The following is a 24,629-nucleotide window of genomic DNA, read 5'->3' as shown; positions in this document are numbered from 1 at the left end:
TCACAACCTCGCTCTGTCACGCAGGGCGGTCAGCAGCAGCAGGGTCGAGGTGGCCCCGGCATCCTGATGGCCGATGCTGCGCTCGCCAAGATAGCTGGCGCGCCCCTTGCGGGCCTGCATCTGGATGGTCGCCTCGGTACCGGCCGCGGCGGCTGCCACCGCCTTGTCCAGCGCTTCGTTGAGCGGCAGCTCTTGCTGCAGCGCCTGTTGCAGGGCGGCCAGTGCTGGCCACCAGGCATCGCACATGGTCTTGTCGCCCGGCTCGGCACGGCCACGAGAGACGATCCCCTCGACCCCGTCACTGAGCATTTTGCACAACTGGCTGAGGCTCAGGCTCTGGCAGGCGTCGGTGCTGGCTGCCGCCCGGATAAAGAAGGTGCCGTAGAGCGGGCCGCTGGCACCGCCGACCGAGGAGAGCAATGTCATGCCGGTGGTTTTCAGCACCTGACCGATATCCTTGTCCGCCACCGCAGGCAGCTTCTCGGCCACCTTGGCGAAGCCGCGCTGCATGTTGAGGCCGTGGTCACCGTCGCCGATATCGGTATCCAGCGCTGTGAGGTAGTCACGCTGCTCGGTAAAGATGTGTTCGCAGTCGAGCAGCCAGTTGACGATGTGATGCTTGCTTAACATGGGTTCTCCTTAGCAGCCGCGACGCAGGGCGGGGGTGTGAACGGGGGCATCCCACAGGGTCATCAGTTCATCATCCACCTTGAGCAGGGTGATGGAGATACCGGTCATGTCGAGGGAGGTGCAGTAGGGGCCAATCAGGTTGCGCACCAGATGGATGCCCGCCTCTTCGCACAGGGTGGCGAGGCGACCATAGACGCCATAGAGTTCGGAGATGGGGGTGCCGCCGAGGCTGTTGACCAGCGCGATGACCCGATCGCCCTTGTTGAGCGGTTCGATAAAGGTGTGCTCTTCCTGCCAGCTGCCGGAGGCTCTGTCCCAGTGACGCAGAGTACGGCCATAGGGAGTGTTGTCCGCCAGCTCGCTGAACATATCGTCCACCAGGGTATTGAGGTCGGTGAAGGGGCGGCGCTCGATGCCCGGTTCGCCATGGATACCGACGCCGAACTCCATCTCGTTGTCCGCCAGAGTGAAGGAGGGCTTGCCAGCGGCAGGCACGGTACAGGCATGCATGGCTACGCCTATGGTGCGGCTCTGGTTGTTGATGCGACGGGCCAGCGCCTCGCAGCGCGCCAGATCGTAGCCCGCCTCGGCTGCGGCACCGACCAGCTTCTCGCACAGCACGGTCGTGGCAACCCCACGGCGACCGGCGGTGTAGAGGCTGTCTTTGACCGCCACATCGTCATCGATCAGGGCGAAGCCCACTTTTACGCCGTCGCCGTGCAGGAGCTCGACCGCGGTCTCGAAGTTGAGCACGTCACCGGTGTAGTTCTTCACCAGAAACAGCACGCCCGCGCCGCCATCAACGGCCTGACCGCACTCGTACATCTGATCCGGGGTCGGAGAGGTAAAGATCTCGCCGGGGCAGGCGCCATCCAGCATACCTTTGCCCACCAGACCGCCGTGCATCGGCTCGTGGCCGCTGCCACCGCCGGAGACCAGCGCCACCTTGCCCATCACGGGGGAGTCGGCGCGGGTGATGTAGTGGGGTTCGATACGTACCTTGAGCTCGGGGTGGGCGGCTGCCATCCCCATCAGTTGTTCACGGACCACGGCATCGACGGCATTGATCAGTTTCTTCATGGCTCACTCCTTGGCTTGCCACCGCACGGGTGGGCAAATGGTTGATGGAGCCAGTCTAACGACAGAGAAAGGGATAAAAATGACGGGCGATTTGGTTCGGATTTGAAACAGCAGAAGGGGGCTCGGCGTTTCAATCTGAAACGGTGCGGGGCAAACGGGCGGGAAACTGTTAGCTGACTCACAGCCATGAAAAAGGGCCCCGCAGGGCCCTTCGCTATAACCGGAATATGCGGACGGGTTAGATGGCCCAGCCACCGGCATAGAAGATCACCAGCGCTAGGGCGATGATGACGGTGCCGACGTTCAGCTTCTTCCACTCGGCAGCGAAGATGCGGCCAACGACCAGCGCCACGAAGCCCAGCATGATGCCGGTCACGATGTTACAGGTCAGCACGATGAAGACGGCACACAGCATGCCGGAGAGCGCATCGACCGAGTCGCTGAAGTCCAGCTTGGTGACGTTGCCCAGCATCAGCAGACCGACGTACATCAGGGCCGGTGCGGTGGCGTAAGCCGGTACCAGATAGCTCAGCGGGGAGAGGAAGATCATCAGCAGGAACAGCACGCCGACCAGCGCGGCAGTCAGACCGGTCTTGCCACCGGCCGCGGTACCTGCGGCGGATTCGATGTAGACGGCAGCCGGAGCACCACCTACGGCGCCTGCAACCATGCTGCTGACGGAGTCGGCAGTCAGGGCCTTGCCGCCGCTGATGATGTGGCCACGTTCGTTGATGAGGCCAGCCTGACCGGCCACGGCACGGATGGTACCGGTGGCGTCAAACACGGCGGTCATCACCAGCGCCAGTACGGTCGGAATGACTACCGGATTGAGGGCGCCCAGCAGATCCATGCTGCCTACCAGAGAGCCTTTCTCGCCAGTCAGGCTCGGCATGGCGAAGAAGCCCTGCCAGGTCACTTTCGGGTCGAAGATAAGACCGAGGATGGAGATGGCGATAATCACCATCAGGATGCCGCCCGGCACCTTGCGACGCTCCAGACCGAAGATGGCGGCCAGACCCAGCACCGTCATGATCACCGGGAAGGCGGTCACTTCACCGAGCTGCACCGGCAGACCGGCCCCTTCGTTCTTGATCACCATGCCAACACCGTTGGTGGCAATCAGCAGCAGGAACAGACCGATACCGATGCCGGTGCCGTGAGCGATGCCGGAGGGGAGGTTATCCAGGATCCACTGGCGCACGCCGGTGACACTGATCAGGGTAAACAGCACACCCATCAGGAAGATGGCGCCCAGCGCGACCGGAATGCTCAGCCCCTGACCCAGCACCAAGCTGAATGCGGTAAAGGCGGTGAGAGAGATGGCGCAACCGATAGCCATCGGCAGCTTGGCCCACAGACCCATCAGCAGGGAGCCGAAGGCGGCGATCAAACAGGTGGCCACAAACACCGGGCCCTGCTCAAAGCCGGCAGCACCCAGCATGTTCGGCACCACTATGATGCTGTAGACCATCGCCAGGAAGGTGGTCAGCCCCGCGACCAGCTCCTGACGCACGCTGCTGCCGCGCGCAGAAATGGAAAAATAAGAGTCCAGAAAGCCGCCTGTCCCTGTTTGGGCGGCCATATCTTGCTTTGCCATAACTAATCCTGAAAGTGTGAAGGAAATCGTTTGCGTTGGTGGCGCGCAAAATAGCAAGAATTCGCGGCAAATACAGCGGATAACCTGACTTTTTCGTCACTATTTTACATTTTGAGTCCATTCGGAGCTCATTCTAAGACTCAAGCGGTGAGAGCGTGTAAGGGAGGGATCAAGCGGTCGGGGGAGGGGAGAGCAGTGAGGAAAAAGCGGGGAAAAACAAAAAACCCGCCGAAGCGGGTTTTTTTAAAATTCTTGCAGAGCTGTCAGCAGTTGGCATGAGCCATCAGCAGCATGCTCCGGCTTGAATTACAGACCAACTACGTTGGCAGCAGCCGGGCCTTTCTGGCCTTGCTCGATGGTGAACTCAACGCGCTGACCTTCGTCCAGGGTTTTGAAGCTGGTGGACTGGATAGCGGAGAAGTGTACGAACACGTCTTTGCTGCCGTCAGCCGGGGAGATGAAACCAAAACCTTTCTCAGCGTTGAAGAACTTAACGGTACCAGTCATTTTGTTAGACATAATAATTTCCTTAAATAGTGTTGAATGCCACCTAAATGGCAATTTTTGATTTTTCGTCAGCAATACGTATGGGGAGCACTAAAGAAGGAGAATTATTTGATAAGAATTATCCGAGGATAACGCTTATGCTAATCACTGCTTTACTAAAATGACTGCCTAACATAATCAGGTCTGAACTGCCGAACCATCGAGAAAGATTAAAACACGCTCTCATTTTTAAAGCAAACTTTATCTCGATATTAATGTTTTGTAACAGCCAAAAATATCATTTTTTATAGTAAACATGATGCATTTCAACGGTATAGAAAAATCAGTGCAGACTCATATCACCCTGTAGCAAACCGGATTCGGCTTTTTTGTCCTGACTATGTAGCCAGTTCTGGCAAAAAATATGAGAAAAAATGAAAAGGTGGCGATAGATGGGGATTGTCAGTTGTCGTTCTCTCTAACTCACAATGTAAATCACTTCTTAGCTGCTGCGATTAGCTTCTGAGCGGCAAATCAATGGCAGCGCCAAATCTGGCGCATCGAGCATCGCCCAGACATGCAAACGCCCGCTGGCACCAAGTGCCAGCGGGCGTTTTGCAAGAAGGGATCAGCGCTTACTGCGAAACTTGTTGCTGACCGAATCAATCCAGCTGAAGGTTTCCGGCAGTACCTGGTTCTTGGCGCGCTCTTTGGCTTTCTCGCGAGCCAGCTTGGAGGCAGCCTTGGCTGCTTCGGCGCGGTCCGCCACAATTTTCAGGCGACCCTCTTCGCGGATCTTGTTCCGCTCTCCGTTGGTCAGCTGGTGGTCTGCATTGGCTTGTGCCTTTTGCAATAACAAGGCTATCTCGGCTTTTTCGGCCTCGGTCAGATCTTTCATTTCCAGCTTTTTCACGGCGCGCTCCTGCGGCAGGGTGGTTAGACACCCTAACACAGTTGTGCCGATCACTTCTTATGCAATCGGCTTTCCGGCAGTAAAAATGCGGGTTTGTGCCAATTTTCCGTTATTTCGCTGCCACTTTCCCGCCTGTTTGCCACATTTCAATTTATGGCGAGCGGTGAGGGCAGCTCTTGCTCCTCCGGCTCGACGTGGATCAGCACGATGGCGTGGGGCAACTGCGCCATGATGGCGTGCTCGATGCGATCACAGATATCGTGGGCTTCGCCGATGCTCATCTCCGGGGGCAGGGTGAGGTGGAAGTCGATATGGCGGCGGCGTCCGGCACGGCGGCTGCGCAGATCGTGGAAACCGCTGGCGGCAGGGCAGCATTCGGTGATGATGCGGCTGGTCATCGCCAGCTCTTCCGGGCTCATACTCTGGTCGATCAGCGGCTGGAAGGCCTCGTTGAGCATGCTGATCGCCTCTCTGACAATAAAGATGGCGACCGCAATGGCGACCAGCGGGTCGAGGATGGCGAGTGAATGGCCGAACAGACCGGCCAGCCAGATCCCGCCAAGACCAACTGCGACCCCGGCGGAGGTGAGCACGTCCGCCTTGAGATGGAGCGCATCGGCCGCCAATGCAACTGACTCTTCTTCCCGGGCCACCTTGTAGAGGTAGGCAGAGACGCCGCTGTTGACCAGCGCCGAGATCACCATCACCAGCACGCCCCAGCCAATGCTTTCAATCGGGCTGGGGGTGATCAGCTTGTTGACGGCTTCGAAGATGATCCAGCCCGCGGCCAGCAAGATAAGCAGTGCTTCGATGACGCCGGAGACATTTTCAATCTTGTCGTGACCATAGGGGTGGCGTTCATCGGGCGGGAGATCGGACTTTTTCACCGCGAACAGGGCGATCAGGGCCGCCACCAGATCCATGGCGGAGTGGATCGCCTCCGAGATGATACTGACCGAGCCGCTGGCGAAACCGGCCACCATTTTCATGATGATCAGACTGATATTGGAGCAGACCGACACCATGGCGGCTCTGGTTTTTCTGTTCATGTCACAGCTTCCTGAATAAAAACGGATATTTCGGTGCGGCGCGCATTATATCCGGCTGACCGGAAATAACCTATTCGGTGTTGTAACCTGATGTTTTCGGTGATATTGCGAATGCTTATTAAAATGGTGGCCTCTTGCGCGGCAATAAATAATGAGAGGGATTTATATTTATCCGTGAAAATATCTAGCCTACGATGGCTTAATATAAGCGTGACAACATTTAATAATGCGAATTACTCTTTTTTGGTCTTTCCTGTCGAGGTCGTTTGGCCTCCGCGCTCAGGGGGCGGAGACCGGCATTTTTTGGACGAGAATGAGGCTGGATCCGGATGCCGCTGGAGGGTATGCTGGGTCTGGTGATGGTCTTGCACCATCCCACCAAGCGTACTGAAGTTGATGATTCGGATGGCATGCTGGCTCCCATGAGGAACCAACTGTCTGGGTAACATTTTTGGAGTTTGATGATGAGTAACAAAGAACATCACAACGGCAAAGATGCCAAGAAAAAACCGCAGATGTCACTGAAAGAGAAACGCGAAGCCAAACGTCAGAAAGCAGAACTTAAAAACGGCAGCGCAATGAAGTAACGCTCCCCTACTGCTGTTCCTTCGGAGCCAGTACAAAGCCAGCCCTTACCGGCTGGCTTTTATGTTTGTGGCTCACGGCGTGGCGCCGTAAGCCGCGAAAATCTGGTGATAACGACCATCCTGACGCATCGCCTCAAGGCGCTTATCAAACAGATTGCGGGCATCGGCCGTTCGGAAGGCAAAGTGATAGACGGTGGGCGGGAAGAGGTCTGCTTGCCTGACCTGATTGCGCTCGTAGTGCTCGCCTGCCTGAGCGGTGGCAATCAGCTGGTCGAGGTAGTAGTAGAACACCCGCTCCTCCAGTACGACTGCATCCACCCTGCCGCGCATTAGCTGATGTACCTGCACCTGCTGCTTGGCTACCTCCTCATAGTGGGGATTCTGGTTGGCCATGGTGGCGAACGCGCCCCCCAGAATGATCCTTGCCCGTTGAAAGGCGGTGACCCGTTTTGAATGCAGGTCGTCCAGAGTATTGATGTGGGTGCTGCGCAGGGTGAAGATCCGGTTATGGAAGGTGATAACGGGCTGGGTCAGAACGTGAGGATCAACCATACCGGGTCTGACGTTGATGATGGCATCCAGCTTTCCTGACTCGAACAGGCGGAAGGTACGCTCCAGCGGCAGGAATTCAAAGCTGGGCTCATAGCCGCTGCCAGCGAACGCCTCTTTCAGCAGATCCAGCTCAATGCCACGCTGATTACTTTCGATGACATAAGGGGGGATGGCAAAGCTGACCCCGACCTTGAGTGGCGTTGCCAGCAACTGGCCGGAGAGCAAGCTGGTCAGCATTAGCAATAAAGGGGTGAGCAGTTTCATTGCACTTTTCACAAAGCGCTCCTGTGGAGAATATCCATCACTGTAGGGGAGGCAACCAAAAAGCGTTATATCCCTTTCGGGCTGAGAGGTTCAGCCTGAGTGCATAAAAAAAGACCCTGAGTTATCAGGGCCTTTTCAATATTCTGTTCTTAGAAGGGGATATCGTCGTCGAAATCCATCGGCGGCTCGTTATATACCGGCGGTGCAGATTGCGGCTGCTGGGCAGGACGGCCATAACCGCCTTGCGGCTGCATGTTCTGCTGTGGAGCCGGTGCCGGGCGCTGCTGATTCATCGGCTGCTGGGCAGGCATGCTCTGCTGTGGCTGACCCCAGTTACCCTGGGATTGGCCACCCATGTTCTGGCCCATACCCTGACCGCCTTGCGGACGACCACCCAGCATCTGCATCACGCCAGTGAAGCTGTCGACCAGCACTTCAGTGGTGTAGCGCTCCTGGCCGCTCTGATCCTGCCATTTGCGGGTTTGCAGTTTGCCTTCCACATAGACCTGGGAGCCCTTCTTCAGGTACTCGCCAGCCACTTCGGCCAACTTGCCCATGAAGACGACGCGGTGCCATTCGGTACGCTCTTTCTGCTCACCGGTCTGCTTGTCGCGCCAGGTTTCGGAGGTAGCCAGAGTAATGTTGGTCACAGCACCGCCACTCGGCATGTAGCGTACTTCCGGGTCTTGCCCGAGGTTACCGATCAGAATGACTTTATTGATGCCTCGACTGGCCATAATCTCTCTTCCACCTTTATATTCCGGCCAGGCAACGCCTGGACCCACTAAATAAGTTACCGCGCTTTTTTCCTGACCATGCCGTTATCATATTGAACAGCATGGTTTTTCTATAACCGTTGCAGCAATCAGAGTGCTAGTTTCGCGTTATCTGACCCGGGTTTAGCCCCCAATAGTAACAGTTGATCACTCCGCGGGCGAGCGCTTGCTCCCATGGGGTGAGGGCAACCTCGCCTCCTTGGACGGAGTGTGACAACGCCGCCATCCATCGCAAAAAAGGATAGCGGCGATAGAGTATGCCTGTCTATTCATCCAGTAGTCTCTATGCCATACTGACTCGCTCAGGTTTCCGTATCGAGCGTGCAACAAGATGGAAAAGATCGTGGTCCGGGGTGCTCGCACCCACAACCTCAAGAACATCAATCTGACTCTGCCCCGCGACAAGCTGATCGTGGTCACCGGCCTCTCCGGTTCGGGCAAATCCTCTCTGGCGTTCGATACCCTCTATGCCGAGGGGCAGCGCCGCTATGTGGAGTCCCTCTCCGCCTATGCCCGCCAGTTCCTCTCCCTGATGGAGAAGCCGGACGTCGATCATATCGAGGGGCTCTCGCCCGCCATCTCCATCGAGCAGAAGTCTACTTCCCACAACCCGCGCTCGACCGTCGGCACCATCACCGAAATCTACGACTATCTTCGTCTGCTGTTCGCCCGGGTCGGTGAGCCACGCTGCCCGACTCACGCCATCCCGCTCGCCGCCCAGACCATCAGCCAGATGGTGGATCAGGTGCTGGCCCAGCCGGAGGGGAGCAAGCTGATGTTGCTGGCCCCGGTGGTGCGCGATCGCAAGGGGGAACACACCAAGCTTCTGGAGAATCTGGCGGCCCAGGGCTACATCCGTGCCCGCATCGATGGCGAGGTGTGCGATCTATCGGATCCTCCCACGCTGGAGCTGCACAAGAAGCACACCATCGAGGTAGTGGTGGATCGGTTCAAGGTGCGCGATGACCTGGCGCTGCGTCTGGCCGAGTCGTTCGAGACGGCGCTGACCCTCTCCGGTGGCATCGTACTGGTGGTGCCGATGGATGGCGAGGAGGGGGTCGCCCCCATGACCTTCTCCGCCAACTTCGCCTGCCCGGAGTGCGGCTACTCCATGTCGGAGCTGGAGCCGCGCATCTTCTCCTTCAACAACCCGGCCGGTGCCTGCCCTACCTGCGACGGCCTCGGGGTGCAGCAATATTTCGATCCGGCCAAGGTGATCGGCGATCCGGCCATCAGTCTGGCCAATGGCGCTATCCGTGGCTGGGACAAGCGCAGCTTCTACTACTTCCAGATGCTCAAATCCCTCTCCGAGCACTACAAGTTCGATCTGGAGACGCCGTGGGAGGATCTGCCACTCAAGATTCAGGAGGTGATCCTGCGCGGCTCCGGTCGCACCGAGATCGAGTTCCGTTATATGAACGATCGCGGTGACGTGGTGGTGCGCAAGCACCCGTTCGAGGGGATCCTGCACAACATGGAGCGGCGCTACCGGGAAACCGAGTCCAACTCGGTGCGCGAAGAGCTCTCCAAATACATCGCCAACAAATCCTGTACCAGCTGCGGTGGCAGCCGGCTGCGGGAGGAGGCGCGCCACGTCTTCGTCGACAACCGCAACCTGCCGGCCATCGCCGAGCAGTCCATCGGTGATGCGCTGGCCTTTTTTGAGGGGTTGAATCTGACCGGCCAGCGCGCCCAGATCGCTGAGAAGATCCTCAAAGAGATCGTCGAGCGGCTCGGCTTCCTGGTAAACGTCGGCCTCAACTACCTGAGCCTGTCGCGCAGTGCCGAGACCCTCTCCGGTGGCGAGGCGCAGCGGATCCGGCTGGCCAGCCAGATCGGTGCCGGTCTGGTAGGTGTCATGTATGTGCTGGACGAGCCCTCCATCGGCCTGCACCAGCGCGACAACGAGCGGTTGCTCAAGACCCTCACCCATCTGCGCGATCTCGGCAACACGGTGATCGTGGTGGAGCACGACGAGGATGCCATCCGCCTCGCCGACCATGTACTCGATATCGGCCCGGGGGCGGGTGTGCATGGCGGCGAAATTGTTGCGCAGGGCACCCCCCAGCAGATCATCGACAATCCGGAGTCGCTGACCGGTGACTACCTCTCCGGCCGCAAGCAGATCGCCATTCCGGCCGAGCGCACCCCGCTCACCGGCAAGTGGCTGAAACTCAAGGGGGCGAGCGGCAACAACCTGCGCAACGTCAACCTGGATCTGCCCATCGGAGTGATGACCTGTGTCACTGGTGTCTCCGGCTCCGGCAAGTCGACCCTGATCAACGACACCCTGTTTCGCATCGCTCATCGCGAGCTGAACAAGGCCACCGAATCCACCCCGGCACCCTATCGCGGTGTCGAGGGGCTGGAACATCTGGACAAGGTGGTGGATATCGACCAGAGCCCCATCGGCCGTACCCCTCGCTCCAACCCGGCCACCTATACCGGTCTGTTCACCCCGATCCGCGAGCTGCTCTCCGGCACCCAGGAGGCGCGTTCACGTGGCTATCAGCCTGGCCGCTTCTCCTTCAACGTCAAGGGGGGCCGCTGCGAGGCGTGCCAGGGGGATGGGGTCATCAAGGTGGAGATGCACTTCCTGCCAGACGTCTACGTGCCTTGCGATGTCTGCAAGGGCAAGCGCTACAACCGCGAGACCCTGGAGGTGAAGTACAAGGGCAAGAACATCCACGAGATCCTCGAGATGACGGTGGAAGATGCCCGCGAGTTCTTCGATCCTGTGCCGGCAGTGGCGCGCAAGCTGCAGACCCTGATGGACGTGGGTCTCTCCTATATCCGCCTCGGCCAGTCGGCCACCACGCTCTCTGGCGGCGAGGCGCAGCGGGTCAAGCTGGCGCGCGAGCTCTCCAAGCGGGATACCGGTCAGACCCTCTATATTCTGGACGAGCCGACCACCGGCCTGCACTTCCACGACATCCAGCAACTGCTCAAGGTGCTGCATCAGCTGCGGGATCGCGGCAACACCATCGTCATCATCGAGCACAATCTGGATGTGGTTAAAACTGCCGACTGGATCGTCGATCTGGGGCCAGAGGGAGGGGCTGGTGGGGGCCGCATTCTGGTGACGGGGACGCCGGAGGAGATTTGCGCCAATAAAGAGTCTCATACAGCTCGTTTTTTGCGGCCACTTTTGGCGCGATAAGCCGTTATAATCGAGGGGCCTTTGGCCCCTTTTTGTTATAAAAATCGGGAGCATAGGGGGACGCTCGTCAAGTGTGGGCAGGCTTGGCATCTCAGCATCATGGTAATGGATATATCGGGTTATGGCTCAGGCTCCGCGCACGATTGATCATCAGTTAGCTTACTCCATGTTCCCCATCTGGCTGGGGGCGATCCTGCTATTGCTGGTTCTGTTGGCATGGGCCCAGATCCCGGCCGCCAGCCGGATTGAAGAGCAGCGAATGAAGGAGCATCTGCTGCGCGTGACCAAGGCGGTGCAGGCGGATGTGGCCGCTCTGGATGCATTCAGTCGGGATTGGGGCATCTGGGATGACAGTCACCGTTTTATGGACAACAAAAGCAGGGGGTACATCGAATCCAACCTGTTCAGTGATATGCCGATGCGGGATTTTAGTCTCAACCTGATGAGCTTCATGGATCTCACCGGATACGAAATCTGGACGCGCACCCTGCTACCCGATGCGCCGGGGATCAATCCGGACCAGTTTCCCTACTTCCTTGATGAACTGAAAAAGCAGTTAAGGGCGCGCTCGGTGGCGCAAGGGGGCATCAATCTGCACGGGATCCGTGCTTCCCAGTGGGGGCCGCTGATGTACTCGTGGCAGCCGATCAGAAACAGTGACGAGTCGGCACCGTTCAACGGTTTCTTGCTGGTTGTACGTTGGCTCGACAAGGCCTATCTCGAGCAGGTATCGGAGCGTACCGCGCTGCCTCTGGCGATCTCCCACGCCAATCTGGATGTCACCGCTACCTTCAAACCACTGAAACCGCAAATAACGTATCGCCTGATCGACCTTGGGCTCACCCGGCTCAGGGGAGAGGTGCGACTGCTCAACAGCGATAACCAGCCGGTGCTGACTCTGGTGATTGAGGAGGAGAGAAAGATCTTGAGTGGCGTCATGGAGGGGGCGCTCTGGACCTTTATCGGCATGCTGTTTATCAGTTTTATCTGCGTCATGATCGCCATGTATCGGCTCAACAGCATTGTGCTTACTCCGTTGCAGCAGCTGGTGTCGGCGCTGCAACGCTTTGGCGATCGGCCAGATGCCACCTTGATCCCCTATATCGACAGCAGCGCCGAGATGGCGACCCTGAGCGGCAAGTTCAGGGAGATGGCCGGCAAGGTCAGTCAGCAACACGATGATTTGTTGGAAAAATCCAGCCAGATGGAGGTGGCTGCATTCACCGACCCCTTGACCCGTTGTTTCAATCGTCGCTATCTCGATGGTTGGTTGCAGGCCAACCGGGCCAAACCTTGTCTGTTATTGCTGCTGGATCTGGATCATTTCAAGCGGATCAATGACCGCCTTGGCCATGACATCGGGGATCTGGTGCTGAAACAGTTGGCGGATCTGCTGCGCAAGGTGGTGACAGGAGAGCGCGAGCCTATCATCCGGCTGGGCGGGGAGGAGTTCTTGTTGCTGTTGCAGGTGGATGACGAGCAAGAGTTGGCGCTGCGGGTCGAATATCTGTGCCAGCGTGTCGCTCAGCACCGCTTTGGCAGAGAGGATGCGCCACTCTGGTTGACGGTGTCGCTGGGGTTCTGCCGCTATCCATTGCACCCGGAGTACCCGGATTCATTCTGGAGTCATAGCTTCAAACTGGCGGACATGGCGCTGTATCAGGCCAAAGTCGGTGGGCGAAATCGGTGGTTTGGCTACGCTGGTAGCCTCTCTGCGGAGGGAATGGGCCAGACTCCGGAACAGCTTGCCGAAGGGGGGCATATCACCCTGCTGCACTCTGTCAATCCGGATTAACCCTGCCGTACCAATACCAGATAGGCCAAGGCGACAATAAAACCGAGCAGGATAAAGAGAAAGGATCCGATTCCCCACACGGCCGCGAGAAAGGCCCCCACCTTTTGCCATTTCGACTCATTTTTCATAAATAAACCATTACTTCCCAGTAACTTGTATGGCGCAAAAAATACGCTGATTTGCCCATATTAACAACAATTAATAGCCACTCTGCCGCGCAATAAGGTGTGGTTTATTTGCTCCTTTTGGCGCTGAGTGCGGGTAGTTACAACCTGTCGAAACAGGTATTTCGGCTTGTTGTCTGGGGACTCAACGAGATTGGGATGGTGCGCAAAGATGTCACACCAATCGATTTATTTCTGTGTAACCTTTGCTCCAAGTCAATAACTTTGTATTTACAAGGGCATATAGTCAGCGGGCTTACAGCATCAAATGAAAACAAAAAAAGGGATTACGTGATGAAAAAATTACTTCCTCTGATGATTGCCGCTGCAGTGACCTCTCCTTTCGCCATGGCCCATCAGGCTGGTGATATTCTGGTTCGTGGTGGTTTGGCCATCGTTTCTCCTCAGGAGAGCAGTGATGATGTGCTTAACACTGGTGAGTTTCAGATTGATAGCAATCAACAGCTTGGCCTGACCCTCGGTTATATGATCACCGATAACTGGGGTGTTGAGTTGCTGGCTGCAACCCCGTTCTCCCATCGTGTGAGCACTGCTGGATTGGGGGAAATTGCCAAGGTTAAGCATCTGCCACCTACATTGATGGCCCAGTACTATTTTGGCGATGCCAAGAGCAAGGTTCGCCCGTATGTTGGTGTGGGCGTGAACTACACCACTTTCTTTGATGAAAAAGCGGTCGGTGCATTGGCACAGCTGGGTGATGTAAACGTGAGTCTGGATGATTCATGGGGTCTGGCTGGGCAGGTTGGTATCGATATGGCGATCACTGACCGCTGGTTTGTAAACGGTTCAGCTTGGATCATGGATATCGATACAGATGTGAACGTCGATGTGAATGGCAGCCGTGCTGCGACCATTAAGACTAACATCGACCCGATGGCCTTTATGGTGGGTGTTGGCTACCGCTTCTAATGATTCAGATTGCGGTTCTGAACGGACCGCGGAAGATAGCAAAGTACGTCTCTTTCAGCCCGGCTTGTGCCGGGCTTTTTTCGTATGGCTGATTTTGTCTGTACTGTGATCCAACCCGATACAAATCAATTAAATACCTGCCGCTTTATTTCAGTTATTCGCCACCCCTGCCGATAGTGACTATGTTCACTTTACCTTCCCCCAATGAGTGAGGATGTCTCCATGGGCTTATCTATCGTGCAGCGGATCATCGCCGGATTCGTGTTGATGCTGCTGTTGCTGATCCTGCTTGGTGTGATCAGTACCTTTAAAATCAAGGGTATAAATGACGGCCTCTCTGCCGTATCTGACCGGGCAACACCGCTGGTGGTGGCTGTCGCAGGTCTCAAGGGGGCACTGCAGGATAGTAACCGCTGGGTGCTTGTCTACCGCACCAGTGAAGATGCCGCCCAGTTGCCGCAGCTGGCCAATCAGTTCAAGGAGCAGCAGAACCGCTTCGCCCAGCTGAGTCAGGAGATGGGTAAATTTACCGACGTAGCGGATGCTCGTGCCCGCTTCCAGCAGGTCGAGAGTGCTACCACCCAATTTTATGGCTTGGCGGATCAGGTGTTGGCCCAGCATCGGCAGTGGGTCAGTGCACTGGAGCAGCGCCACAAGCTGGAGATGGAATTTATCCGCCTTGAGGATACCTACCAGTGGGCGGCGGATCTGCTGCTGCAACAGACCGCCAGCAAACGCTCCATGCGCAACAAGGCGGAGCTTATTACCTCGGGTATCGCCCGCGATCTGAAGAATATCCGTCGTGCCGATGCCAAAACCGACCTGAACGAGCTGGAAAAGGTACTCAGCAAGGACATCGAGATGGCCCGCAAGCGGTTGGAGCGGGTGCTGGTGCCCGATGATGTGAAAGCGCGCTTTGTCTCTAATCTGGATCGGATGCAGGAGCTGGCACTTGGCGCTCAGGGCTTGCTGGCAACCATGCGTCAGGCTCAGCAACTGGCGCTGTCGCTGGCCACACAAAATCAGCAGCTGGATGCCAGTCTGGTCAATAGCCTCAATTTGCTCGATGAGATGGGCAAGTCTGCCGGAGCCATCGCCAGCGATAGCCGGATCAATGCCGATGCAGCGGTCAGTAGCGCCAGCTTCTGGATCCTGGTGGTTGCCGCGATGTCGGCCGCAGCCGCGCTGGTGATCGGCTATACCACTGCGCGCAGCATTCAGCGCCCGTTGCAGATGATCAACAAGGAGCTCGATTACATGGCGGCCGGTGACATGACCCGCCGCATCAACTACCGTAGCAGTTGCGAATTTGGCAGCCTCTCTCGCTCCATCGATACGCTGGCGGGCAAGACCGGTGAACTCCTCTCTCAAATCAATGCGGGCTCTCGCCATCTGGTGGATGAGGCGAGCCGCGCCGCCGAGATCAGCGAACGGGCCATGTCCCGGGTACAGGAGCAGAAGAGCCAGACCGATCAGGTGGCCGCCGCCATTACCGAGCTGGAAGTGAGCGCCACCGAGGTGGCCCGCTCTACCGATGGCACCAAGCGCGAAGTGGATCTGGCCGATGAAGAGGCGCGCAATGGTCGCCAGAAAGTGGCCACCACTCGCCGGATCACCGAGCAGCTCGCTGGCGCCATGGAAGAGGCGGTCGGGATCACCTACAAACTTGGGGAATTCAGTAACAACATCGGCAGCATTCTCGATGTGATCCGCAGTATTGCCGAGCAGACCAACCTGCTGGCATTGAACGCCGCCATCGAAGCGGCCCGTGCTGGTGATGCTGGTCGCGGTTTTGCGGTGGTGGCCGATGAGGTACGGGCGCTGGCCAATCGCACCCAGACTTCGACCGAAGAGATCCAGGGGATGATTGAGAACCTGCAAAGCTCCAGCAAGCATGTGGTTGAAGTGATGGGGCGTAGCCAGGAGCAGACCCAAAGCTGTGTCGAGCAGACCCGCGAGATGGATTTGGCGCTGCAATCCATTGCCGATCGGATGGGGGCCATCAAGTCGATGGCGGATCAGGTGGCCCATGCCGCTCAGGAGCAGATCTCCGTCAGTCAGGGGGTCGCTCGTCATATCGCCGGTATTGCCGATGTGGCATACGAGACTGAGCGGGAGGCGCGCGAATCCGCCAGCAGCAGCGAAGTGCTGGCCGACCTGGTCGCCAAACAGCAGCAATTGATCGCACATTTCAAGGTCTAGGAGGGCTTATGTCTAAAAAGTGGATTGGAGCCCTGAGTCTCCTGTTGTGTGGCCAGCTGATGGCCAGCGAGCTGGTGATTGAAAGCTGGCGAACCGATGACAAGGCGTTGTGGGAGCAGAAGATTATCCCGGCGTTTGAAGCGGCGCATCCCGGCATCAAGGTGAGTTTTCATCCGGTGCAAAACGTCAACTACATGCCCACCCTGTGGGAGAGCCTGAAAGGGGGCAAGGCGGGGGATCTCATTACCTGTCGTCCATTTGATGACTCGCTCGCCCTGTTCAAGGCGGGCCATCTGGCAGAACTGACCGAAATGGCAGGGATGGAGAACTTTCCGAGTTTTGCCCAGTCACCGTGGCAGACCGATTCCGGTGCCCAGACTTTCTGCGTGCCGATGGCCTCGGTGATCCATGGCTTCTTCTATAACAAGAAGATCTTCAGTGAGTTGGGGCTCACCTTGCCGCAAACCCGCGATCAGTTCTTCGCTGTGCTGGACAAGATCAAGGCCGACGGTCGCTATGTGCCGCTGGCCATGAGCGGTTCCGAGAGCTGGGTTGCCTCCGAACTGGGGTTCCAGAACATTGGCCCCAACTACTGGAAGGGGGAGGACGGCCGTCTGGCACTGATTGGTGGGCAGGAGCGGTTGGACAACCCGCAATATGTGAAGGTGTTCGACGAGCTGGCCCGCTGGCGTTCCTACCTCGGTGAAGGTGGCGAGAGCCGCGATTATGCGACCAGCAACGAGCTGTTCACCTCGGGCAAGGCCGCCTTCTACGTGGCGGGCTCCTGGGAGATTGCCCCCTTCACCGGCAAGGTCGATTTTGGCGTCATGCGCCCGCCGGTGGCCAAACAGGGTGATGGCTGTTTCTTTACCGATCACACCGATATCGGTATGGGGATGAACCCTGCCAGCAAGAACAAAGAGGGGGCGATGGCGTTCCTGCAGTGGCTGACGACGCCGCAATTTGCCGAGCTCTATACCAACTCGTTGCCGGGATTCTTCTCCCTCTCCAACCACTTCTTCGATGTCACCAATCCGGCGGCCAAAGAGATGATGGAGTGGCGCGATCAGTGTGACTCGACCATTCGGGTGGCGACCCAGATCCTCTCCCGTGGTACGCCCAAGTTGGGGGATGAACTGGCCGAGGTGAGTCAGGCGGTGCTGCTTGGCAAGATGGAGCCCAAGGCGGCCGCAGATCGACTGGAAGGTGGCTTGAGGGGCTGGTATGCCCCTCATCAGGGCAACAAGGCCAAGAGCCCGGATTGTCAGTGTGATGCGGTTGCCCCTGATCCTGTTTCAGCGCCGACGACTGAGGTGTCCGCAGCCCCCGCGACCAGTGAAACATCGGCCGTGGTGTCACCTGCTGTGACACCCGCAGAACCCGCATCAGCGGCCGCTGCCCCATTACCGGCGCCGTCGGATGAGGTGGAGCAGGCGCTCTCCAACGAGCTGGAGGCGCCACAGCAGCCACAGCAATAGGTCATCGGCATCAATAAGAGCGGGAGGCATCAGCCTCCCGTTTTTTTTATGGCTCGTGGCCAGCATGTATCGCTTTATTGTGCTTCGTGGGGCCAGCGGCAGAGGCTGCCGATGCGGGCTACCGGGGCAAACCCCAGAGAGCGGTAAATGCGCTGGGCATGGTAGTGCTCGTCGGCCACTATGATTAGCTGTTTGGCGCGGGACAATCCTGCGCGAGCCACTTGACTCAGCAGCTGACGGCATAACCCCTGGTTGCGCCACGCATGGTGCGTGCGTACCAACTGGAAGCGCCCAAGTGTGCCGCAGAAGAAGAGGCCACAGCTGGCGACCAGTTGCCCCTCTTGCCAGATCCCCCACCAGTTCCCGAGACCATCGGCAATCATGGCCTGATAGAGCGCCTGACGGGATCGAAGATAGGGGAGATAGCTCTGTTCCGAGTGCCCCTCATCCCGCTCATGGAGTTCGAAGTCGAGCCACTCAGGCCAATCAGCAGTGGTGAAGGTGCGTGCCTCAACCTTGTTTATGTCGCCGTGAGGGGGCGGGCAACTCTGTTCATCCAGCGCCAGCACCACGCACTCCATATATTGGTAACCCGTTGCGACAAAACCGGCGATCCGGCTGTTTTGCCCGGCCGCCAGTGGCCATTGGAAGGTGCGGTGGCGCACTCGAGGATCCTGGCCGATCAGCTGATCAAATGTGGCTTCCAGCCAGCCTTTGTCATGGTCGCTGGGCGGGGTGGGGAGTAGCAGGTAGTTGCCGAAGTAGTAGTCGGGAGCATCCGGCGTGCGAACCGCCCAGAACTGATCGTGCTGAACAACCTCGCCCTGATAGCGATCGAACAGCAAGTCGGTGGCAAAGCCGGGATGGGTATCCATGATGGTGCTCCTGCAAAGACTCATTCTGTTATCGGCAGGAGTGGGAAATAGATGAAAAGGGGCCGGAGAAACCTCCGGCCAAACAATCACACGCAGATTCAGAACGTCCAGGACGATCTGCCCCCATCATAACTCGACTGGGGCAATTTTGGGATGGGCACTTTTCGGTTACGAACCGTTAATTTTGTAAATATGAAGTTCGTCAGATCGGATGTGAGGTAAATCCCTGTTGACTTTGTGTCGTTTTACTCATAAATATAAAGACGTTTAGACGTCCAAACATCCGTTTTGACGTAGGCAGATGGATTGCAGGACAGGGAGAAGAGCAGATGGGATTTCACAGTGCACGTCAGGTTGAGGCGCTCAACCAGAGCTTGGCAGATTTGAATGGCGATATATCGGTCAGTTTCGAGTTTTTTCCGCCCAACAGTGAAGGGATGGAGAATACCCTCTGGCAGTCCATCGAACGGCTGAAAGTGCTGGAACCCAAGTTCGTCTCTGTTACTTATGGCGCCAACTCCGGTACCCGTGATCGCACCCACAAGGTGATTAAGGACATCAAGGAGCGGACAGGCCTGATTGCGGCGCCGCACCTGACCTGTATCGATGCCAGCCGCGACGAGCTGCGCACCATCGCCCGCGACTACTGGAACAGCGGTATTCGTCATATCGTGGCTCTGCGCGGTGACTTGCCGCAGGGGCTGGAGAAACCGGATATGTATGCCACCGATCTGGTTGCCCTGCTCAAGTCAGAGGCGGACTTCGATATCTCGGTTGCCGCCTATCCGGAAGGTCACCCGGAGGCCAAGAGTGCGCAATCCGACCTGCTCAATCTCAAGCGCAAGATTGATGCCGGTGCCAACCGCGCCATCACTCAGTTCTTCTTCGATGTGGAAACGTATTTGCGCTTTCGGGATCGCTGCGCCGCTATCGGCATCGATGCTGAAATCGTGCCGGGGATCCTGCCGGTCTCCAACTATCAGACCCTGGCCAAGTTTGCCGGTTTTACCAACGTGAAGATCCCGCGTTGGATGCATCAGCGTTTCGAGGGGCTGGATAACGATCAGATGACCCGCAATCTGGTGGGGGCGAGCATCGCCATCGATCAGGTGCGCGTGCTGAGTCAGGAAGGAGTGAAGGATTTCCACTTCTATACCCTGAACCGCTCCGAGCTGACCTATGCCATCTGCCATACCTTGGGGGTTCGTCCCAAGGGTTGACCGGTGGTCACCGCGATAAAAGCAAAAAGCCAATGAGTTGCTCATTGGCTTTTTCGTTATGGCCGATTATCAAGGTCTGGTCGGGGCGATCTCTTTTGGCTCAAGATCGATAACCGCATTACCGGCAGCCCCCGGATACTGGCGATAGACCTGATCCTGCTCCAGTGTGTAGAAGGTATCCAGATAGTCGTCGTTGTTGGTCATCCAGGAGTCGGGCAGTGCCTTGACGATGCGACCGCCGAGATCGAGGAAGGGCAGTGCTTCCGGCACGCCACCCGCAGTAAAGCCGAGTTTGAGAGCTTCAATCAGCAGGGCGCTCAGCTCCTTATAGTTGACGTTGTCATCCTGCTCCATCATCACCACGTCGACGGCTCCCCAGCGATAGCGATCCCAGTAAACCAGGATCTGGTTGGGGGTGTAGTCTGTGTTGTCATAGTCGAGGTAGGGCATGTCGACAATATCGACCACAGGCTCATCCCGGCTGGGATTGACCCCTGCGACCACTGCATACACTTCGGCTGCGCCGAGCAGCCAGGGCTCCTGATCATCTTTCAGTCTGATCTTTTTCAGGATACTGGTCTTGAGTGGCGCCGTGCTGGTCGCCACTCGCGGAGCGCTTTGCAGATCAGCATCGGCCAGCGCCTTGCGCATTACCTTCAAGCCTGCGTTCTTGGCTTTGACGGGATCGGCTTCGACTACCAAAACCGGCCGGGCCGGTGCCTTGTCCACATCCAGATAGACGGGATTGCCAGCGCTGTCGAACGCTTCAATGGCGCTCCAGCTCTTCTCATCTCCACTTGGAACATAGGCGACCAGCGGTTCGACCCCCTGTTGCAGTGCTGCGGCCTGATCGGTGTTGGCCAGCCGCAACTGCATCAGTTGTTTGACCTCGCCATCCAGTCCTTGCCGGCTGATGGCTGCCTGGTTGGCATCGCTCGCCTGCCGTTTAAGGCGCGGGCTGGCCTTCTGCAGCAGGTTGGGAAGCGGGCTCTGGTATTGCTGATTGCTCAGCAGGGGCAGCAGGTTTTTCTGCTGAAGTGCGAGCTGGCGAGCCAGCTCTCGATCCGTATCGGCAGCCTGGACGCTCGTAGCACCCAGTATGGCCAGTAGTAACAAGACAGCCTGATTTTTCATTTTTATACTCCGTTGCATGGAACCTGACAGGGCACCATGTCCGGGAAGATTGGCGCCCTGACACCACTAGAGGGAAATTAGTTTCACTTGTGAATCATTTTCTGTGGATAGTGTGCAGAGGTTCACGGTTTGAGGTTCAATTGATTCCTTTGTCGATATGATTGGAACTGATAGATAGCCAGACCAATCAGCAGACCCCAGCAGGCTGCCGCGATGCTGAGCAGGCTGATCCCGGACGCGGTAATGATAAAGGTGAGCAGTGCAGCTTCTCGCGCTTCATCCTGTTGCAAGGCAGAGTGCAGGCTGCTGCCGATGGTGCCTAGCAGGGCCAAACCAGCGACGCAGGTGACAAGGGCTGCCGGAAAGGCGCTAAACAGGGCCGCGACGGTTGCGCCGAAGCAGCCGGTCAGGAGATAAAAGCAACCCGCCCATACCGCAGCTGGCCAGCGGCGCTTGGTATCCGGGTCGACCTCTTTGCCCATGCAGATGGCGGCAGTGATGGCGGCCAGATTGAAGGCATAGCCGCCAAAAGGAGCGAGCAGCAGGCCAGTCAGGCCAGTCCAGCTGATCAGCGAGGAGGTGGAAGGCTGATAGCCGTGGGCCCGCAAGATTGCAATTCCCGGCATGTTTTGCGATGTCATGGTGACAATGAACAGCGGCAGCGCGATACCAAACAGGGCATCAAGGGAGAAGACTGGCCATGTCCAGACCGGGCTGGCGAGTTGCCAGTGTAGAGTTGCCAGTTGCAGATCCCCCCGCATGCTGCAGATCAGCATCCCCACTCCCAGTACCAGCACCATGGTATAGCGGGGCCAGAGATGACGCCCCAACAGGAAAGTCAGCAGCAAGGTACCAAGCAGCAAGGGATCTTGCGGGGCGACCTTGAACAGATCCAGCCCGAATCTGAGCAGTACGCCAGCCAGCATGGCGGCGGCCAGCGGAGCCGGGATATGTTTCATCAAGCGGTCGAACCAGCCGCTGATGCCACACAGAGTGATCAGCAGGGAGGAGATCACAAAGGCGCCGATCGCTTCCGCCAGAGTGAAGTTGCCCAGTGTGGCGATCAGCAGTGCCGCGCCCGGTGTGGACCAGGCGGTCAGTACGGGCATGCGGTAATAAAGAGAGAGGCCGATGCAGCTCACCCCCATGCCGATCCCCAGCGTCCAGAGCCAGGAGGCAACTTGGGCAGTATCAGCACCTGCTGCCGTGGCGGCCTGGATGATCAGGATGACGGAACTTGTGTAGCCGACCATCACGGCGATAAAGCCTGCGATCAGATGGGGGATGGCGAAGGGCATGACTCTTCCTCTTGGCGTTGTGACGCGCTGTGCGTTATTACGTACAATACAGCTTTGACTATATCTATGTGCGCTATAGCGCACAAGGTGCATCGTGCAAGAGTAATAAAGAGGCAGTTATGCAAGAGATGAGTCAGCATCTGGCTGCTCGACTGAAGGGGCTGCGCAGCGAGCGCGGCTGGAGCCTGGATGCCGCCGCGCGCGAAACAGGTGTCAGCAAGGCGATGCTGGGGCAGATTGAGCGGGGAGAGTCCAGCCCGACAGTGGCGACGCTGTGGAAGATAGCCACCGGTTTTCGAGTCTCATTTTCCAGTTTCATTGAGCCCACACCCGCCGTGCAGGAGGAGGTGCTCTATCGCACCGCCGATGCCATTCGCCAGCAGCCTGCGGGAGAGGGCATGCAAGTGGCCCCCCTCTTCCCTTATGAAAACCGGTTTGGTTTCGAGTTGCTTGAGCTGACCCTGTTGCCGGGTTACCAGCGTGAATCCGAGCCCCATGAGCCGGGAGTGACCGAACATGTCATCGTCATCAGCGGCATGATGGAGGTGCTGGTGGAAGGGGAGTGGCGTTCATTGGTGCAAGGAGAGGCGGTGCGTTTTGCTGCCGACCGTCCCCACGGTTATCGCAATCTGGGCATAGCCCCGGCGATTTTCCACAACCTCATCCACTATCCGGTGGCAACACCCTGAACATGTTCCGCAGTCATCAACCCGGTCGACCATCTGATCTGGGGCGGATCAGTATCGGGGTATAGACCCAGACAAACAGACCATAGGCAGCGATCCAGGCAAGCGCACTGAGGTTCCAGCCATGCAGGGTATAAGCAGGCCAGAACAGCGGAATCGTCCCCCGCATTGTAGCGGCAGCGATAACCAGGGCGAATGCGCCAGTGATCCTGCGTCCTGCCTGCAAGGCCCGACCGCTATGGCCGAGGGAGACTCGCGCAATCATGCCCAGGATCATGGTGCCCATACAGCCTGCGCTGAGCAGGTGACTGGCCATCGACAACGTGATGGGCAGACCCGCGCTATGTGCCGCAAGGGCGAGCAGGCCAAGAGGGATAAACAGATAGGCGAGATGGAGTGACCACAGCAGGGGATGCGCAAGGGTCGATGGCAGATGCCAACGCAGTTGCCGCCACAGATGCAAACTCGCCGCCACTATATAGAGAGGCACTATATATATGCTGGTGACCCATTGGGTGGGGAGCAGCAGCCAGCAGAGCAAGATAAGCCACAGTGTCGCGAGCGCCGCCCGCTCCAGCCAGAGCTGAGGTGCAGCTTTATCCTGACCGGTTGCTCGGGCGGTGAAGAACGGAATCACCCTTCCACCCATCACGGCGATCAGGGTGGTAAACAACAGCACTGTGGTGATCAATAGGTGCTCAACGGTGGTCCAATCGGCCTGCCATAACCAGCTGGCACCATTGAGCAAGGTCAGTATCAGCAACAGGGGCACGAAGAATAGATTGCGCCATTGCCGGGTTATCAAGATAGGCTTGGCAAGGAACCAGGCGCACAGCGGCAGCCAGAGCAGGTCTGCTACCATCAGGATCATGTTCTCCTCACCCAGCCAGGGTAACAAGGTCCTTGGCAATATCCACAACCCCACCACCATTGCCAATGGCCAGCTCCGAATACCGGGATGGGCCGTCCAGTTCTGCACCGCGGTGAGCAGAAAGCCCGCGACGATGGCTGCCCCGAAACCAAACAGCATTTCATGACCATGCCACCAGATCGGGTTGGCAATCCCTGGCAAGGTTAGCCAACCGTTGAGCTGCCCCAGCCAGAGCAACATGGCGACGGCAGCAAACAGAGCCCCGAACAAGAAGAAGGGTCGGAACCCCAAGCGGAACAGCGGGACGATTTGCTCTTCCTTATGGCTATCGAGGATTTGATGCATGAGGGTATTCCAATTAAACATTTGAAATGGCAATTATAAATTGGCTTTTCAAATGTTCAATTTAAATCCGGCAATAGTCAGGATTGACGCCATTTTGAGCAAAAAAAGAGGTGGTTGCTTGATATCTGAGCGAACGAACTTTTTTGCTGAAAAAGCCCTTGTCATCGCAGCGCGGCTCCCTATAATGCGCCCCTACCAGCACGGCGGAACGCGCCAACCTGATGAGCCAGCTTCCTAGCGAAGTGGGCGCCGAAAGAAAAGCGAAAGCAATCGCTTGACTTTCGAAGTGAGAAGCGTAATATGCGCCTCCTCAACGCGACAAGCGTGACGCTCTTTAACAATTTGAATCAAGCAATCTGTGTGGGCACTCACAGCATCGAACATCAAAAACAATTTTTGATTTTCAATGTCTGGTGAAGTGACCAAGACGATTTCTTAGTAGTAAGAAGTCGAACAGTTTATTTCAGCAATTCATTGAGCCGCTTTTCGAAGCAACCAAACTTAAATTGAAGAGTTTGATCATGGCTCAGATTGAAC

At 57.3% G+C, this 24,629-nt stretch carries 20 protein-coding genes; 8 read left to right on the top strand and 12 right to left on the bottom strand.

The annotated features are described in order from the left end of the window. The 6 genes from dhaL to AB5Y97_RS11175 all read right to left on the bottom strand — a co-directional run bounded on the left by dhaL (nt 1) and on the right by AB5Y97_RS11175 (nt 5,755). The gene (gene dhaL, locus AB5Y97_RS11200; RefSeq protein ID WP_058056343.1) at nt 1-630 is read right to left on the bottom strand and encodes a dihydroxyacetone kinase subunit DhaL; all 630 of its coding nucleotides are present in this window, start codon (nt 628-630) and stop codon (nt 1-3) included. 9 nt (nt 631-639) lie between these two features. Beyond that, complete coding sequence (gene dhaK / locus AB5Y97_RS11195) at nt 640-1,710, bottom strand: dihydroxyacetone kinase subunit DhaK (protein ID WP_201948132.1); 1,071 nt, start codon at nt 1,708-1,710, stop codon at nt 640-642. 238 nt (nt 1,711-1,948) lie between these two features. Then, complete coding sequence (locus AB5Y97_RS11190; RefSeq protein ID WP_005340164.1) at nt 1,949-3,307, bottom strand: NCS2 family permease; 1,359 nt, start codon at nt 3,305-3,307, stop codon at nt 1,949-1,951. Nucleotides 3,308-3,613: 306 nt separating this feature from the next. Then, complete coding sequence (gene cspA / locus AB5Y97_RS11185; RefSeq protein ID WP_005316548.1) at nt 3,614-3,826, bottom strand: RNA chaperone/antiterminator CspA; 213 nt, start codon at nt 3,824-3,826, stop codon at nt 3,614-3,616. A 595-nt stretch (nt 3,827-4,421) separates the two neighbouring features. Further along, nucleotides 4,422-4,706 (bottom strand): DUF3811 domain-containing protein, encoded by a 285-nt coding sequence (yjbD, locus tag AB5Y97_RS11180; RefSeq protein WP_005340165.1) that lies wholly within the window; start codon nt 4,704-4,706, stop codon nt 4,422-4,424. A gap of 146 nt (nt 4,707-4,852) precedes the next feature. After that, complete coding sequence (locus AB5Y97_RS11175; protein ID WP_144715293.1) at nt 4,853-5,755, bottom strand: cation diffusion facilitator family transporter; 903 nt, start codon at nt 5,753-5,755, stop codon at nt 4,853-4,855. Between the two features lie 461 nt (nt 5,756-6,216). On the opposite strand from AB5Y97_RS11175, the gene AB5Y97_RS11170 reads away from it, so the two are divergent. Continuing rightward, entirely contained in the window at nt 6,217-6,342 is a 126-nt protein-coding gene (locus AB5Y97_RS11170) for a hypothetical protein (RefSeq protein WP_019445191.1), read from the top strand. A gap of 72 nt (nt 6,343-6,414) precedes the next feature. Here AB5Y97_RS11170 and AB5Y97_RS11165 read toward each other — a convergent pair whose 3' ends face one another. Together AB5Y97_RS11165 and AB5Y97_RS11160 are read right to left on the bottom strand one after the other, a co-directional pair. Further along, nucleotides 6,415-7,158, bottom strand: a complete 744-nt coding sequence (locus AB5Y97_RS11165; RefSeq protein ID WP_144715428.1) for an ABC transporter substrate-binding protein — start codon at nt 7,156-7,158, stop codon at nt 6,415-6,417. Between the two features lie 149 nt (nt 7,159-7,307). Further along, on the bottom strand, nt 7,308-7,895 hold the full coding sequence (locus AB5Y97_RS11160) for a single-stranded DNA-binding protein (RefSeq protein WP_005340181.1): 588 nt from the start codon (nt 7,893-7,895) through the stop codon (nt 7,308-7,310). A gap of 370 nt (nt 7,896-8,265) precedes the next feature. Between AB5Y97_RS11160 and uvrA the strand changes: the two genes are divergently transcribed. The 5 genes from uvrA (at nt 8,266) to AB5Y97_RS11135 (ending at nt 17,663) form a co-directional block, all read left to right on the top strand. Continuing rightward, nucleotides 8,266-11,094, top strand: a complete 2,829-nt coding sequence (uvrA, locus tag AB5Y97_RS11155; protein WP_201948389.1) for an excinuclease ABC subunit UvrA — start codon at nt 8,266-8,268, stop codon at nt 11,092-11,094. A gap of 121 nt (nt 11,095-11,215) precedes the next feature. Continuing rightward, nucleotides 11,216-12,889, top strand: a complete 1,674-nt coding sequence (locus AB5Y97_RS11150) for a diguanylate cyclase (RefSeq protein ID WP_201948392.1) — start codon at nt 11,216-11,218, stop codon at nt 12,887-12,889. Between the two features lie 458 nt (nt 12,890-13,347). After that, nucleotides 13,348-13,983: an outer membrane protein OmpW gene (ompW, locus tag AB5Y97_RS11145; protein WP_106843545.1), complete on the top strand. Its 636-nt coding sequence runs from the start codon at nt 13,348-13,350 to the stop codon at nt 13,981-13,983. Nucleotides 13,984-14,205: 222 nt separating this feature from the next. Beyond that, nucleotides 14,206-16,185, top strand: coding sequence for a methyl-accepting chemotaxis protein (locus AB5Y97_RS11140; RefSeq protein WP_201948394.1), 1,980 nt, complete (start codon nt 14,206-14,208; stop codon nt 16,183-16,185). Nucleotides 16,186-16,193: 8 nt separating this feature from the next. Next, entirely contained in the window at nt 16,194-17,663 is a 1,470-nt protein-coding gene (locus AB5Y97_RS11135) for an ABC transporter substrate-binding protein (RefSeq protein WP_201948395.1), read from the top strand. 74 nt (nt 17,664-17,737) lie between these two features. Here the strand turns inward: AB5Y97_RS11135 and AB5Y97_RS11130 are convergent, their stop codons facing one another. After that, complete coding sequence (locus tag AB5Y97_RS11130) at nt 17,738-18,538, bottom strand: GNAT family N-acetyltransferase (protein WP_368157893.1); 801 nt, start codon at nt 18,536-18,538, stop codon at nt 17,738-17,740. A 329-nt stretch (nt 18,539-18,867) separates the two neighbouring features. Here AB5Y97_RS11130 and metF point away from each other — a divergent pair, with 329 nt between their 5' ends. Then, nucleotides 18,868-19,758: a methylenetetrahydrofolate reductase gene (metF, locus tag AB5Y97_RS11125; RefSeq protein WP_005340191.1), complete on the top strand. Its 891-nt coding sequence runs from the start codon at nt 18,868-18,870 to the stop codon at nt 19,756-19,758. Between the two features lie 69 nt (nt 19,759-19,827). Here metF and AB5Y97_RS11120 read toward each other — a convergent pair whose 3' ends face one another. Beyond that, nucleotides 19,828-20,892 (bottom strand): DUF3103 family protein, encoded by a 1,065-nt coding sequence (locus AB5Y97_RS11120; RefSeq protein WP_100646963.1) that lies wholly within the window; start codon nt 20,890-20,892, stop codon nt 19,828-19,830. 122 nt (nt 20,893-21,014) lie between these two features. Next, nucleotides 21,015-22,190: a benzoate/H(+) symporter BenE family transporter gene (locus AB5Y97_RS11115; RefSeq protein ID WP_201948399.1), complete on the bottom strand. Its 1,176-nt coding sequence runs from the start codon at nt 22,188-22,190 to the stop codon at nt 21,015-21,017. Nucleotides 22,191-22,309: 119 nt separating this feature from the next. Here AB5Y97_RS11115 and AB5Y97_RS11110 point away from each other — a divergent pair, with 119 nt between their 5' ends. Next, nucleotides 22,310-22,879, top strand: coding sequence for a helix-turn-helix domain-containing protein (locus tag AB5Y97_RS11110; RefSeq protein WP_120416016.1), 570 nt, complete (start codon nt 22,310-22,312; stop codon nt 22,877-22,879). A 16-nt stretch (nt 22,880-22,895) separates the two neighbouring features. Here AB5Y97_RS11110 and AB5Y97_RS11105 read toward each other — a convergent pair whose 3' ends face one another. Further along, nucleotides 22,896-24,092: an NnrS family protein gene (locus tag AB5Y97_RS11105; RefSeq protein WP_201948400.1), complete on the bottom strand. Its 1,197-nt coding sequence runs from the start codon at nt 24,090-24,092 to the stop codon at nt 22,896-22,898. Between the last annotated feature and the right edge of the window lie 537 nt (nt 24,093-24,629).

It is taken from the genome of Aeromonas sp. R10-2 (genome assembly GCF_040908445.1).
Taxonomy (GTDB): domain Bacteria; phylum Pseudomonadota; class Gammaproteobacteria; order Enterobacterales; family Aeromonadaceae; genus Aeromonas; species Aeromonas veronii.
This window is presented reverse-complemented; position numbering and strand designations above follow the sequence as displayed.